General features: G+C 65.0%; 10 protein-coding genes. 2 read left to right on the forward strand and 8 right to left on the reverse strand.

Annotated elements, in window-relative coordinates:
* Position 1: 1 nt before the first annotated feature.
* The 6 genes from ABD791_RS17735 to dapA form a co-directional block, all read right to left on the reverse strand.
* Complete coding sequence (locus tag ABD791_RS17735) at positions 2-2,878, reverse strand: FtsK/SpoIIIE family DNA translocase (protein WP_345069150.1); 2,877 nt, start codon at positions 2,876-2,878, stop codon at positions 2-4.
* Between the two features lie 425 nt (positions 2,879-3,303).
* Positions 3,304-4,563 (reverse strand): ABC transporter permease, encoded by a 1,260-nt coding sequence (locus ABD791_RS17740; RefSeq protein ID WP_345069152.1) that lies wholly within the window; start codon positions 4,561-4,563, stop codon positions 3,304-3,306.
* Positions 4,560-5,354 (reverse strand): ABC transporter ATP-binding protein, encoded by a 795-nt coding sequence (locus ABD791_RS17745; protein WP_345069205.1) that lies wholly within the window; start codon positions 5,352-5,354, stop codon positions 4,560-4,562. Before ABD791_RS17745 ends, ABD791_RS17740 begins: the two co-directional genes overlap by 4 nt.
* Complete coding sequence (locus ABD791_RS17750) at positions 5,351-6,406, reverse strand: efflux RND transporter periplasmic adaptor subunit (RefSeq protein WP_345069154.1); 1,056 nt, start codon at positions 6,404-6,406, stop codon at positions 5,351-5,353. Before ABD791_RS17750 ends, ABD791_RS17745 begins: the two co-directional genes overlap by 4 nt.
* Before the next feature lie 186 nt (positions 6,407-6,592).
* Positions 6,593-8,269 carry a ribonuclease J gene (locus ABD791_RS17755; protein WP_345069156.1) on the reverse strand — a complete coding sequence of 559 codons (1,677 nt, stop codon included), beginning with the start codon at positions 8,267-8,269 and terminating at the stop codon, positions 6,593-6,595.
* 29 nt (positions 8,270-8,298) lie between these two features.
* A complete protein-coding gene (gene dapA, locus ABD791_RS17760) occupies positions 8,299-9,276 on the reverse strand; it encodes a 4-hydroxy-tetrahydrodipicolinate synthase (protein WP_345069157.1) in 978 nt (325 codons plus the stop codon).
* 127 nt (positions 9,277-9,403) lie between these two features.
* On the opposite strand from dapA, the gene ABD791_RS17765 reads away from it, so the two are divergent.
* Positions 9,404-9,841, forward strand: coding sequence for a four-helix bundle copper-binding protein (locus tag ABD791_RS17765; protein ID WP_345069158.1), 438 nt, complete (start codon positions 9,404-9,406; stop codon positions 9,839-9,841).
* Between the two features lie 86 nt (positions 9,842-9,927).
* On the opposite strand, the gene ABD791_RS17770 is transcribed toward ABD791_RS17765, so the two are convergent.
* A complete protein-coding gene (locus ABD791_RS17770; protein WP_345069160.1) occupies positions 9,928-10,344 on the reverse strand; it encodes a hypothetical protein in 417 nt (138 codons plus the stop codon).
* 207 nt (positions 10,345-10,551) lie between these two features.
* Between ABD791_RS17770 and ABD791_RS17775 the strand changes: the two genes are divergently transcribed.
* Positions 10,552-12,768, forward strand: coding sequence for a S9 family peptidase (locus tag ABD791_RS17775; RefSeq protein WP_345069162.1), 2,217 nt, complete (start codon positions 10,552-10,554; stop codon positions 12,766-12,768).
* Between the two features lie 414 nt (positions 12,769-13,182).
* Here the strand turns inward: ABD791_RS17775 and mgrA are convergent, their stop codons facing one another.
* Positions 13,183-14,211: an L-glyceraldehyde 3-phosphate reductase gene (mgrA, locus tag ABD791_RS17780; protein WP_345069164.1), complete on the reverse strand. Its 1,029-nt coding sequence runs from the start codon at positions 14,209-14,211 to the stop codon at positions 13,183-13,185.
* Between the last annotated feature and the right edge of the window lie 65 nt (positions 14,212-14,276).

The following is a 14,276-nucleotide window of genomic DNA, read 5'->3' on the forward strand; positions in this document are numbered from 1 at the left end:
ATCAGTCCCTGTCGGTCAAGTTCCAGGCATCCTCGTCATCGGAGACCTCTACCTCAGGATAGCCCTCCGACATTCGCGAGACCGGGTCTTCGGCGTACCGGGGATCCGGTGCCTCCATCGGCGCAGCGGCCGGCGTCGCGAGGGCGGCCTGCTCGGCATCGGAACCACGCAGACGCGCGAGCACAGCGGGCAACTGCTCCGCGTTGACGAGCACGTCGCGGGCCTTTGAGCCCTCGGACGGGCCGACGATTTCGCGCGACTCCATCAGGTCCATCAGACGGCCGGCCTTGGCGAAGCCGACGCGCAGCTTGCGCTGCAGCATCGAGGTCGAGCCGAACTGGGTCGAGACCACCAGTTCGGCGGCGGCGAGCAGCAGGTCGAGGTCGTCACCGATGTCGGAGTCGATCTCTTTCTTCGCTGCGGTCGCCGCGACATCCGCCCGGTACTCTGGCCGAGCCTGGCGGGTGACGTGGGCGACGACCTTCTCAATCTCGGCCTCGTTGACCCAAGCACCCTGCACACGCACGGCCTTCGACGCCCCCATGGGCAGGAAGAGGGCGTCGCCCTGCCCGATCAGCTTGTCGGCGCCCGGCTGGTCGAGAATGACCCGGGAGTCGGTGACGCTGGTCACGGCGAAGGCGAGGCGCGACGGCACATTGGCCTTGATCAGACCGGTCACCACGTCGACGCTCGGGCGCTGGGTGGCGAGCACGAGGTGAATTCCGGATGCCCGGGCGAGCTGGGTGATGCGCACGATCGAGTCTTCGACGTCACGCGGGGCGACCATCATCAGGTCGGCAAGCTCGTCGACGACGACGAGAAGGTAGGGGTAGGGCTTGAGCGTGCGCTCGCTCCCCTGCGGCAACACGATCTCATTGCCGACGACCGCCTTGTTGAAGTCGTCGATGTGGCGAAAGCCGAAGCTGGCCAGGTCGTCGTAACGCATGTCCATCTCTTTGACTACCCAGGCGAGCGCTTCTGCTGCCTTCTTCGGGTTGGTGATGATGGGGGTGATCAGGTGCGGAACGCCGGCGTAGGGTGCGAGCTCGACCCGCTTGGGGTCGATCAGCACCATGCGCACCTCGCTCGGCTGGGCGCGCATGAGCAGGCTGGTGATCATCGAGTTGACGAAGCTCGACTTGCCCGAACCGGTCGAACCGGCGACGAGAAGGTGCGGCATTTTGGCGAGGTTGGCCACGACGTAGCCACCACCGACGTCTTTACCGACACCGATGGTCATCGGGTGCGTGCTGTTGGTGGCCGCACCGGAGCGCAGCACATCGCCGAGGGTGACGATCTCACGGTCGGTGTTCGGAATCTCAATGCCGATGGCGCTCTTGCCGGGGATCGGCGAGAGGATGCGCACCTCGTTCGACGCCACCGCGTAGGAGAGGTTCTTGCTCAGGGCGGTGACGCGCTCGACCTTGACGCCAGGGCCGAGTTCGATCTCGTACTGGGTGACGGTCGGGCCGCGGGAGAAGCCGGTGACCTTGGCGTCGACGTTGAACTGGCGCAGCACCTCGGTGATCGACTTGACGATGTCGTCGTTGGCCTCGGAGCGGGCCTTGGCCGGCGGGCCGGCGACGAGGGTGGCGGCGTTGGGCAGTTGGTAGGGCGCGGTCGGCTGCGACGCAGACACCAGCTGACGCATCCCTTCGCCGTCGGGGTCGTCGAGGTTTTCGAAGCCGGGAAGCTCGTCGGTGAGTTCTGACTCGTCGTCGGCGTGCAAGCCGATGGCCGGGTTGTGCACCGCGGCGTCAGGAACGAGGCTCTTGACGGCCGCTTCGGCCTTGGTGAGGTCGCCCAAAACGTTGAGCACCTCTGTGCCGGCGTAGTCGGGTTCGATGGGGTGCGGGGTGTGCGGAACCCGCGGGGTCTCTGGCTCCAGAGCGGTGTCGAAGCCGCCGCGGGCGTCGCCGTTGCCGCCGCCGAGCAAAACGCTCATCGGGTCGTCGTCGTGACTGTCGGCATCCGGATCGGTCACCATGGCGCCCCCGAAATCGGGGTCTTCCTCACGCTTGCTGGTGTTGCGACGCCACCACGGCAGGGCGTTCGGGTCTTCGTCGCCGTCGCTCCCGTCGCCATCGATGCCGTCGAGTTCGATCTGCGCGGTCTTCTCGAGCTTGGCCGCCTTGGCCGCCTGACGTTCGTCGGCGTCGGGCAGTTGGGCGCCGAACAGCCAGGCGTAGAGCTCGCGGCCCCGCTCACCGATCTTGTTCGGCGGGGTCTTGGTGATGATGAACAGGCTGAGCACCAGCAGCAGGATGACGATGGCCGTGGCACCGATCGAGGTGGTCAGCAAAATCAGCGGGGCGGCGATCATCCACCCGATGACACCGCCGGCGCCGGCGAGCGTGATCATGCCGTCGCTGGGTTCTGGTTGACCGCCGAAGATGTGGCAGAGGCCAGACACCGAGACGAGCAGCAGGGAGAGACCGATGCCGATGCGGCCGTTGTCATGAACGGAACTGGGTTTGCGAAACAGCCAGACCGCGAAGATCAGCATGATCACGGGCAGCGCGAACGCGACCCGGCCGAAGAGTCCGCCGAAGGTGTAGGCGTCAAGGTTCTGAGCGACCTCGTCGTTGATCAGGAACCATTCGATCACCGCACCGAAGATCGCCAGCAGCACGAGAAAGAACGGGAGTCCGTCGCGGCGCTCGTCTTTCTGCAGCTTTTCGGGGCCGAGGGCGCGCGCAGCGCCACCGGCGAGGTGGGCCAGCGCCATCCAGATGCGCACCAACAGAGCCGGTTTCGGCTCTGCCGCCGCAAACTTGACGGTCTTCGCAGTTGCTGTTTTGTTCGCCGGCTTGCGCGCGGTGCCGCCTGACGCAGGCGTGCTGCGCGCACGACCGGTCGACTTAGTGCTCGTAGCCATGGAATCAACGGTACCTCTGCCCGCCGACATTGGCCGGTTCCCACGCCCACGCGCCGCATCTGCTGGAGCGGTGTCCGGCGTGTCGGCGTGGCGGCGTGGCGGCGTGGCGGCGTCCGGCGTGGCGGCGTGGCGCGCGCGCCGGGGTGAGGTCGGGTATGCCTCGTGCCTGGAGTCCATCTCGGCGCACGTGATTTCGCGAGTGTCGGCATCCGCCGGCCACGAATTGTTCGTGCGTGCGCTCAAATCGTCGCCAGACGGATGCGTGGGGCGACGTTTTGAACGCACGCATGAGCAGTCCGCCATTCGACGGAGATTCGGCAGCGAATGCAGACTTTCGCGCGAAAATCGGGCCTTTTCGCCCAAATCTCCGTCGAATGGGAGAACACGACTCAGTAATCGGACAGGCACCTCAGCGACGCAGCGATCTAGTAGCGGATGGCGTCGATCACCTTCACGCGCACCGCCACGAGGGCAGGAAGCAGGCCGGCGAGGGCGCCGACAAAGGTTGCGACCAGCAGGCCGAGCACCGCTGCCTCCACCGGGAACGGCGGGAAATCGGTGACCTGGCCCTGCCCGATCAGGCCCTCCATCCACGGGTTCTTCACGATCAGCACCGCGAATGCCACGCCGACGGCACCGGCAACGACCGTCGCGACGACACTCTCCATCATCACGGCGAAGAACACCCGCCCGGCGGTTGCCCCGAAGCTGCGGCGGATTCCGATCTCCCTGATGCGCTGTTTCACCGTGACCAGCGCAATGTTCAGCAGGCCGAGCGCCCCGAGCAGCAGCACGAGACCAGCCACTCCCCCGATCATCAGCTGGATCGGGAGGAACGGGTCGCCACCGCCCCACGACTGGTAGTCCTGCCGGTTCACGCTCGCATTGGCTCCCTTTCCAAGTGAGGCGCCGATGTCCCGCTGCAAGGCGGTGACGAGCTGATCCGAGATCTCGGTGGGCACCCACAACTCGTAGCCGGGCGGCTGGCCGCCCATCATGTAGGAGTTCGGGTCGGACGGCTGTTGAGATGCGGCTCCAACGGGAACGAGCCCCTGCAACGCATCGGTCAGCATGAACATGGTCGGCGTCATATCCCACTGCGACGACGGTGTGACCCCGACGATCACGGCCGTCGTGTTCTGCTGCCCGACCAACGTCGTGGTGGGGTGCGTCGCCAGATCGGGTCGCCCCAGCCGATTGTAGAAGACCTCGTTCACGATGAGCGCGGGCGCAAGCCGATCGACATCCGCGTCAGTGAACCAGGCGCCTTCAGAAAGACGGATGCGATGCATCTCGCCATAGGGAACGTCAACGCCCATCGTCTGCACGCCCGTCGCCCCATCGACGAACTGAACGGTCTGGCTTGAGTTCACAACGCGGCTGGCAAAGCTGATGTCGTAGCGATCGAGGGTGGTTTCCCACGTTGATTGCATGAGATCGGTCGGCGGAGCGGAGCCGTCGGCCAGAGACGGATAGATCGAGAGCAGCGCCGGTCGCCCGCTTCCTCGCTCGTACTGTTCGACCATCGCTTGTTTCGCCACGGCGCCGAGACCGACCACCGTGGTGATAGCGCAGACTGCGACGGCCACGCCGATGAGCGAGAGCATGACGCGGGTCTTGTGGATGCGGACTTCTTGCCAGGCCTCGGCGAACGAACCGACGATGCCGGTGGTGAAGCGCTTCATGCGGAGACTCGCTCGGTGTCAGCGACGCTATCGGCTGCTTCATCCTGCCGTGTGGAACCGGTCGCGTCTGGTGCTGCCGCCGACGGCGTCAGCGCGGGGCCGCCGTAGCCGGCGACGGGGGTGAGAACACCGAGATCGAGTCGGTAGTGCGTCTTCGACAGCGCGGCGATCGCGGGGTCGTGAGTGATCGTGACGAGTGCTGCTCCCGAGGCCGTGGCGACCTCGTCAAGCAGTTCCATCACGCTCGACCCGGTTTCCAGGTCGAGTGCACCGGTCGGCTCGTCGGCGAGAATCAGCCGCGGACCGCGAACCAGCGAGCGCGCGATCGCGACTCGTTGCTGTTCACCTCCCGACAGCTTGTCGGGCATGGACGAGGCACGGTGTCCAAGGCCGACACGATCGAGCATCTCCGCCGCGATCCGGGCGCGCTGCCAAAACTGGCGGCCTTCAGCGTAGAGCAGGGGGGTCATCACATTCTCGAGCGCGGTTCTGCCCTGCAGCAGGTTGAACTGCTGAAAAATGAAGCCGACATCGCGGCCACGCACCCTGTCGCGAACTGCCGAGGAGTACGACCGCACCTCGCGCCCGTCGAAAGTCATCTCGCCGGTGGTGGGGTTGTCGAGCAGCCCGAGCAGGTTAAGCAGTGTCGATTTGCCCGATCCGGATCGCCCAACGATTGAGATGCGGTCGCCGACGGCCACCTCAAGATCGACCCCGGAGAGGATGGTCAGCGGCGCACCATCGATGAGCGGAACCGTTCGCGTCACGCCCTCGAGTCGCAGAAGCATCAGTGAGCACTCACGACGTCGCCGCACATCATGCTGCCGTCGGGCTGTGGGATACACCCGTTGGCGTCTGGCGCAACGGCTCCCGGCACGAACTGGTTGATCAGGTCGCCTTCGGCGAGACCCTCGACGATCTGCACGTTCGTGCCATCGCTCATTCCCAGCTTGACCGGTCGTTCTTCTGCTGTGCCCTCGCCGCCGGCGAGCCAGACCACACCGGTCTCGGCAGAGCCCTTGACCGCGGTGATCGGCACGACCATGACGTTCTCAACCTTGCCGCCGGCAATAGTGATCTGTGCGGCGAGTCCGGGAAACACCGTGACGTCGCCCGGAATCGCACAGCGCACTGTCGTGGCAGACCCACCGGTCGCTGCACCCTCGGCACCGGCCCCGGCCCCGGCCGCGCTGTCGGCGCCGGCGAGCGGCGTCGTGATGGTGAGGCCGGTGCAGGTGAAGGGGGCAGGACCGTTGGTGATGGCAATGGATGCCTCGGTCGGCTGGGTGAGCAGGCGATACTGCTGGTCTGGGCTGAGCGAACCGCTCACCGAGAAGCTGGGCGGGGCGATCTGACCTCCGGTGTCACCGACGGCGACCGCCTGGCCGGAGAGCACGGTGAGCGAGCTGAGCACACCGGTGATGGGTGCGTAGACCTTGGCGAAGGTGACCGTGGGACGCGGCTGCGTCATCCCGGTCACGTTGCCGGCGGCATCCTTCGTCTCGACCGGCTCGTTGATGGTCTCGACCTTGATGTCGTAGAGCTTGTCACCGGCGTTGACCTGCTGCCCGGCTTGCGCGAAAACCTCGTCGACGGCACCGGCGCCGGTGGCGCGCACGGGAACCGCAGGATCAGCCTGCACGGTGCCGGGCAGAGTGACGTCGTTGGTGATGGTGCCGAGCGCCACTGGAATCTGTGGTTCGACGATCTGGCCCGTCGGCATGCTCGGGTTGCTGGCCTCCGCGTTGTCGGGAAAGAATGCCACCTTCACGAGAGCGGCGGCGATGGCCGCGACCAAGACCAGTCGGATGATCGGAAAAACCCATTTACGCGCGACGCTCAACAGCTGCCCCCAAAGTAGTGATTTCGTTGATCCTATGGGCGGGGTGTGAACCCGAGGGGGCATTCCCGCAGGTTTCGCGCAGATATCAGCCTTGAGGATGACCTTTCGGTGGTCGGCCGGTCGCCCTTAACGAAAACTGCCGACCCCGGTCGAAACCAGGGTCGGCAGTATTTCAGTGTGCGAGGGTTACGCCTCGATCACCAGGGGAACGATCATCGGGCGACGACGGAACGTCACGTTCACCCAACGGCCCGCCACGCGGCGCACCGACTGAGCGAGTGCGTGCGTGTCGCGCACGCCGTTGCCGGCGGCCTCGGCCAGCGCGGCCTCGATCTTCGGCTTGAGCGCGTCGAAGACTGAGTCGTCTTCGGCGAAACCCTTGGCGTGAATTTCGGGGCCGGTGATGACCTTGCCGTTGGCCTTGTCGACCACGACGATGATCGAGATGAAGCCTTCCTCGGCGAGGATGCGGCGATCCTTGAGGTCGGCATCCGTGATCTCACCGACGGTGGAACCGTCGACGTAGACGAAGCCGAGGTCAAGCTGGCCGACGACCTTCGCGACACCGTCGTGCAAGTCGATGACGGTGCCGTCTTCGGCGAGGAACGTGTTCGCGCGAGGCACACCGCTCTCCACCGCGATGTTCGCGTTGGCGACCAGGTGGCGGTATTCGCCGTGAACCGGAAGCACGTTCTTCGGCTTCAGGATGTTGTACACGTAGAGCAGCTCGCCGGCGGCAGCGTGTCCGGAGACGTGCACCTTGGCGTTGCCCTTGTGCACCACGTTGGCGCCGAGCTTGATCAGGCCATCGATGATGCGGTAGACCGCGTTCTCGTTGCCGGGGATCAGGCTGGATGCGAGGATGACGGTGTCGCCCTCGCCCACCTCGATCTGGTGGTCGCGGTTGACCATGCGGGCCAGAACGGCCATCGGCTCACCCTGCGAACCGGTGGACATGTAGACGATCTTGTTGTCCGGGATGTTGCCGGCCTTCTTGAAGTCGACCAGCACGCCCTCAGGCACCTTGAGGTAGCCCAGCTCGGCGGCGATGGTCATGTTGCGCACCATCGAGCGACCGAGCAGTGCCACGCGGCGACCGTTGGCGTGCGCGGCGTCGAGCACCTGCTGCACCCGGTGCACGTGGCTGGAGAAGCTGGCCACGATGACCCGGCGCGGCGCGCGGGCGATGACGTCTTCGAGAACCGGACCGATCGAGCGTTCGGTCGGCGTGAAGCCGGGAACGTCGGCGTTGGTCGAGTCGGAGAGGAAGATGTCGATGCCCTCTTCGCCGAGACGTGCGAAGTCGCGCAGGTCGGTGAGGCGGCCGTCGAGCGGCAGCTGGTCCATCTTGAAGTCACCGGTGTGCAGCACAGAACCGCCGTCGGTGAAGATGGCAACGGCCAGCGCGTCGGGGATCGAGTGGTTGACCGCGACGAACTCGAGATCGAACGGGCCGATCTTCTCTTCCTGGCCGCCCGTGACCTGCAAGGTGTACGGCTTGATGCGGTGCTCTTTGAGCTTCGCTTCGATGAAGGCGAGGGTGAGTGCAGAACCGATCAGCGGGATGTCGGCGCGCAGCTTCAGCAGGTAGGGAACCGCGCCGATGTGGTCTTCGTGACCGTGCGTGAGCACGATGCCGAGGATGTCTTTCAGACGGTTCTTGATCGGCGTGAAGTCGGGAAGGATCAGGTCGACGCCGGGCTGGTGCTCTTCGGGGAACAGCACGCCGCAGTCGACGATCAGGATCTTGCCGTTGATCTCGAAGGTCGTCATGTTGCGACCGATCTCGCCGAGACCGCCGATCGGGATGATGCGAAGTGTGTCCGGTGCAAGTACCGGCGGGTCGTATACGTCGTTGGGCATATGCCCTCCTCAGGTGTTTATGTGCGCGTTCAGCGTGTGGTGCCGGCCACCTTCGGCAACGCGCCGCCAGCGGCAGCGTTGCGGTCGGGCCGGAAGTTTGAAAAGTCGACGCCGGGAATGTTCTTCACCAGGTCGATCTCGTCTTCGATCTGTGCGGCTTCCCACTCTTCGGGGCCGACCAGCGGAAGACGAACGCGCGGGCTCTGGATGCGTCCGAGTCCGTGCAGGATGTATTTGGCCGCCACGGTGCCTGGCACGTGAGTCATCACGGCACGCACGAGCGGTTCGAGCTGCTTGTGGGCAGCGGTGGCCGCCTTGAGGTCGCCGGCGTTGACCGCGTCGACCATCTGACGGTAGGGGGTGGCTGCGATGTTCGCGGTAACGCCGATCAGGCCGGTGGCGCCGATCGACAGGTGCGGCAGCACGTTGGGGTCGTCGCCGGAGAAGTACATCAGGCTGGTCTGGTTCAGCACTCGGCTGACCTGGGCCAGGTCGCCCTTTGCATCTTTGATGGCGAGGATGTTCGGGTGCTTCGCTGCACGCAGAATCGTCTCGTAGCTGATCGGGATGCCGGTGCGACCCGGGATGTCGTACAGGATGACCGGCAGGTCAGTCGCGTCCGCGATCATCCGGAAGTGAGTGAGCACACCGGCCTGAGTCGGCTTGTTGTAGTACGGCGTGACGATCATGTTGCCGTCGGCGCCGGCCTTCTCGCTCTGCTTGGCCAACTCGATCGCGTGGGCGGTTTCGTTGGAACCGCCACCGGTGATGATCTTCGCGCGGCCGGCTGCGACGCTCTTGCCCACCTCGACCAGGCGGATCTTCTCGGGGTCAGTCAGTGTCGAGGTCTCACCGGTGGTGCCGGTGACGACGATGCCATCGGCGCCGGCGTTGATGACGTCGTCGATGTGTTTTTCGACGTCGGCCCAGTTCACTTCACCGTCGGCGGTGAATGGAGTCACCAGAGCAACGAGCACCTGACCAAAAGGATTAGAAGATGTAGACACAAATTACAGGGTATCGGTTCGCGGGCCCTCTCGTGACTGCTGACTTTGTCGGCTGCCCGGCGTACCATCCGAAGCAGGTAAAAACGCATGGCCGGGCGTCGGCAGCCGTCGGTGCTCGAGACCAAAAATGGGAGACACCGATATGAATATGGCAATGCAAATGATGGAGATGCACGCCGCCGAAATGCCGGCGACCGGCATGGACATGGCACTGATGCAGGAGTGCATCGAGGCCTGTTCCGCCTGTGAGCAGGCCTGCACAATGTGCGCCAGCTCGATGATGGGCGACGAGATGATGAAGTGCACCAGCATGTGCATGAATTCAGCCGACATGGCGAACACGATGATGCGGATGATGATGCGCCCGTCTGGCATGCACGCCCCGAGCATGATGACGGCGCTCCAGGCGACGATGTCGATGAGCAACGCCTGCGCCGAGGAGTGCATGATGCACGCCGAGACGAGCGACGACGCACGCATGTGCGCCGACGTGAACCGTCAGCTGGCTGCAAGCTGCCAGAAGATGATGGACGCGATGGCAGGGATGATGCCCACGAGGGCATGAGCTCGAGCTGACGAACGCGAATGAACTGACGAAACGTGAACTGACGAACTGACGAAACGACGAGCTAACGAAACGGATGTCGCTCTCTAGTCGAGCGACGCCACCACCACGTTGAAACGCTCGCTGCCCACGGCGAGCGCGTGGTACAGCGCGTGCACCGCGACGGGTTCGCCGAGAGTCAGCGTCGCACGCAGGTCGGCGTGGTTCCAGAGCCAGAGCGTTTCGATGCTCGGGGCGCCTGCATCCGGTGCGTGAGCATCCGTTGTATGAGCATCCGTTGCATCGACATCCGTTGCATCGAAGCGTCCGAGCAGTTCAACACCGATCCAGCCGCCGGTGCCGAGGTGGCTGACGAATCCGTCGCGCCATTTGCTCGGCGTGGCAGCGGTCACCCGGTTCTGCAGGTCGTTTCCCGCGTGTCCGGCACCGTGGCTGAGGCAGGATTCGCCAGCGCTGCTGTTGCACTGCATGACCTGTCGTACTCCTGGTGTGAGATTGGTCATCCTGACCTCCTGTCCGGTGTCTACTCCGGCGATCATTCGCCGGAATCTGTGTTGAAAGCATCGATTTCTCAAAACCAATAACGTCGAGTGTAGGTTTTCGAAGCTGAACATTCACTCGGCAACGTCACACAACGACACATAAACCGAGCCTCTCTCAGTTCCCACTCGGCGGCCCACACGAGGCGGCTGAGAAGTACGCTGATTGACATGATCATTCCTCCGGTCGCAGCACAGAAGCCCGTGGAACGGGTTCACCACAACGACGTCTACGTCGACAACTACGAGTGGCTGCGCGACAAGGAGAGTCCAGAGGTGATCAGCCACCTCGAAGCCGAGAACGCCTACACGGATGCCCGCACCGAGCACCTCACACTGCTGCAGGAGCAGATCTTCGAGGAGATCACCGACCGCACCCAGGAGACCGACCTCAGTGTTCCGGTGCGGCGTGGAAAGTGGTGGTACTACACCCGCACGGTCGAGGGTCTCGAATACGGCATTCACTGCCGGGCGCCGATCGACGGGCCAGACGACTGGGATCCGCCCGTGGTCTCCCCCACAAACGGCGCGACGGTGCATGGTCAGACCGACGAGGTGCCGACGGTTCCCGGCGAGCAGGTGTTGCTCGATGACAACGCCGAAGCTGCCGCCCACGACTTCTACTCCCTCGGCAGCTTCGACCTGAGCTCCGACGGCGGCCTGCTGCTCTACGGCGTCGATACGGAAGGCGATGAGCGCTACACGCTGCGCATCCGTGACATCGACCCCACACGCATCCGTCGCCCGGCCAGCGTTGCCGATGACGATGACGAGACCGTCGATCTGTCGACCGACAATCTCAGCGACGAGATCCCGGGCACGGCGGCCGGGGCAATGTTCGACCGGAGTGGCACCTACGTCTTCTACACGACGGTCGATGAGGCGTGGCGGCCCGACACCGTGTGGCGCCACGAGATCGGCACCCCGCGCGAGAGCGATGTCTCGGTCTTTCATGAGCCCGACGAACGGTTCTGGGTCGGCGTCGGTCGCACCCGTAGCCGCGCCTACCTGGTGATCGAGGCCGGGTCGAGCGTGACGAGTGAAACGCGCCTGCTCGCATCCGATGACCCGACCGGCGAGTTCGCCGTGGTCTGGCCGCGTCGCGAGGGCGTCGAGTATGACGTTGAGCATGCGGTGATCGGCGGCGAGGATCGCCTGCTGATCGTGCACAACCACAATGCGGTGAACTTCGAGCTCGTCAGTGTCGCAGCCGCCGACCCCCAGGGCGACGCGCTCATCATGCTGCCGCACAACCCGGCGGTCAGGCTCGAGAGCGTCGATGCTTTTCGTGACTTCTGCGTCGTCGAGTACCGCTCGGAGGGGCTCACCCGGGTGGCGATCGCCCGGCGCGACGACCAGAAGAAGATCGGTCTGACCGAGCTGAAGTTCGACGAGAAGCTGTATTCGGTCGGCACCATGGGCAATCCCGAGTGGGAGCAGCCGACGATCCGGTTGAACTACACGAGCTTTGTCACCCCGTCGACGGTCTACGACGTGGTCGTCGCCACCGGCGAGCGCCGGCTGCGCAAGCAGCAACCCGTGCTCGGCGGGTACGACCCGACCCTGTTCGAGCAGCGTCGCGAGTGGGCGACCGCGACCGACGGCACCCGCATCCCGATCTCCCTCGTCTACCGACGCGATCTTGTCACCCCCGGCGTGCCGGCACCGACGCTGCTCTACGGCTACGGCGCCTACGAGCACAGTGTCGACCCTGGCTTTGGCATCTCGCGGCTCAGCCTGCTCGACCGCGGCATGATCTTCGCGGTCGCACACGTGCGCGGTGGCGGCGAGATGGGCCGACTCTGGTACGAGAGCGGCAAGAAGCTGCATAAGCGCAACTCGTTCACCGACTTCGCCGATTGCGCAGAGCACCTCATCGATGCCGGGTACACCGAGGCCGACCGACTCGTGGCGGATGGCGGCAGCGCGGGCGGCCTGCTTGTGGGCGCCGTCGCGAACATGACCCCGCATCTGTTCTCGGGCATCCTGGCCGGAGTGCCGTTCGTCGACCCGCTCACCTCGATTCTCGACCCGTCGCTGCCGCTGACCGTGATCGAGTGGGACGAGTGGGGCGACCCGCTGCACGATCCGGAGGTGTATGCCTACATGAAGTCGTACTCCCCGTTGGAGAACGTGCGCGACAAGCACTACCCACGCATCCTCGCCACGACGAGCCTCAACGACACGCGTGTGCTCTACGTCGAGCCGGCGAAGTGGGTGGCGAAGCTGCGCGAGGTGAACGCGGATGTCTTGCTGAAGACGGAGATGTCCGCCGGGCATGGCGGGGTGTCTGGCCGGTACAACGCGTGGCGGGAGCGCGCGTTCGAGTACGCCTGGATCATCGACGCGGCGGGCGCGCACCCGACGGGCGAGGGGCGACGCGCCTAGTAGCCGATTCGCGCGTGCACTTCCGCGCGAGCGCTTCCGCGCGTGCGCTTCCGCGCGTGCGCTCAAATCGTCGCGACACTGCACGCGGAGGCGACAGTTTGAGCGCACGCGCGCGAGCGGTGAGCGGGGCGGTGAGCGGGGCGGTGAGCGGGGCGGTGAGCGGGGCGAGTAGCCTCTCGAAATCGCACCCGCCAGATACGCCGCGCGCACGAGAGTCGCCCATTCTTGCTAGTGAATGGGCACAGCGCACTAGCAAGAATGGGCGACTCTTGGATCACCGCACCCGGTTTGCGACATTCGTCACTTGTCGCTGTCTCCCCGAGAGTCGCCCACTTTTGCTAGTGAATAGGCACAGTGCACTAGCAAAAATGGGCGACTCTTGGTCTCAACTGTCGGAACACTGACGGAAAAGGGCTACTTCACCGCACTCGACGGCGCCCAGAGGTTGATGCCCTGGTCGGTGGCGTGCAGGTCGATTGCCGCCAGCTCTTCAGCGGTAAAGGCGAGATTGTTCAGCGCGCCGAGGTTCGTTTCGAGCTGGGCGACCGACGACGCACCGACGAGAGCGGAGGTCACGACGTCATTGCGCAACACCCACGCCAACGCGAGCTGAGCGAGCGACTGGCCGCGGGCATCCGCGATCTCGGTGAGGGCACGGATGCTGGCCAGCGTCTTGTCGGTGAGCATCTCGCTGCTGGCCGAACCCTGCTGGGCGACGCGCGAGTCGCCGGGCACGCCCTGCAGGTAGCGGTCGGTGAGCAGCCCCTGGGCCAGCGGCGAGAAGGGGATGCAGCCGACGCCGAGTTCGGCGAGGGTGTCGAGCAGGCCGTCTTCGACCCAGCGGTTGAACATCGAGTAGGACGGCTGGTGGATCAGCAGGGGTGTGCCGAGGTCGGCCAGGATGCGGGCGGCCCTGAGAGTGAGCTCCGGCGAGTAGGAGGAGATGCCGGCGTAGAGCGCGCGCCCGCTGGTGACGGCGGTGTGCAGGGCGCCCATGGTCTCTTCGAGCGGGGTGTCGGGGTCGGCCCGGTGGGAGTAGAAGATGTCGACATAGTCGAGGCCCATCCGGTCGAGTGACTGGTCGAGGCTGGCGAGCAGGTATTTGCGGGAGCCGAACTCGCCGTAGGGACCCGGCCACATGTCGTAGCCGGCCTTGGTGGAGATGATGAGTTCGTCGCGGTGAGCGGAGAAGTCCTCGCGCAGGATCTGGCCGAAATTGGTCTCGGCGCTGCCGAACGGCGGGCCGTAGTTGTTGGCCAGGTCGAAGTGGGTGACGCCGAGGTCGAACGCGCGACGCAGAATCGCCCGCTGGGTGTCGAGTGGCTTGTCGCCTCCGAAGTTCTGCCACAGTCCGAGGGAGATCGCAGGCAGTTTCAACCCGCTCCGGCCGCTGCGGCGGTAGGGCATGGAGTCGTAACGAGTGTCGGCGGGGATATACGTCATGAGTTCATGTTGGCAGTCCGGTGGGGCCGGAAGCGAGCGTCGCGACGATCTTGCCTCGTCGAGCA

The sequence above is a fragment of the Glaciibacter kafniensis genome, from assembly GCF_039538945.1.
GTDB lineage: Bacteria > Actinomycetota > Actinomycetes > Actinomycetales > Microbacteriaceae > Cryobacterium > Cryobacterium kafniensis.

Excerpts from the sequence above, each read along its gene's own strand:
- ABD791_RS17775 (WP_345069162.1), top strand. The coding sequence starts at position 10,552 with ATGATCATTCCTCCGGTCGCAGCACAGAAGCCCGTGGAACGGGTTCAC.
- ABD791_RS17765 (WP_345069158.1), top strand. The coding sequence starts at position 9,404 with ATGGGAGACACCGATATGAATATGGCAATGCAAATGATGGAGATGCAC.
- ABD791_RS17755 (WP_345069156.1), bottom strand. The coding sequence starts at position 8,269 with ATGCCCAACGACGTATACGACCCGCCGGTACTTGCACCGGACACACTT.
- ABD791_RS17740 (WP_345069152.1), bottom strand. The coding sequence starts at position 4,563 with ATGAAGCGCTTCACCACCGGCATCGTCGGTTCGTTCGCCGAGGCCTGG.
- ABD791_RS17770 (WP_345069160.1), bottom strand. The coding sequence starts at position 10,344 with ATGACCAATCTCACACCAGGAGTACGACAGGTCATGCAGTGCAACAGC.
- mgrA (WP_345069164.1), bottom strand. The coding sequence starts at position 14,211 with ATGACGTATATCCCCGCCGACACTCGTTACGACTCCATGCCCTACCGC.
- ABD791_RS17735 (WP_345069150.1), bottom strand. The coding sequence starts at position 2,878 with ATGGCTACGAGCACTAAGTCGACCGGTCGTGCGCGCAGCACGCCTGCG.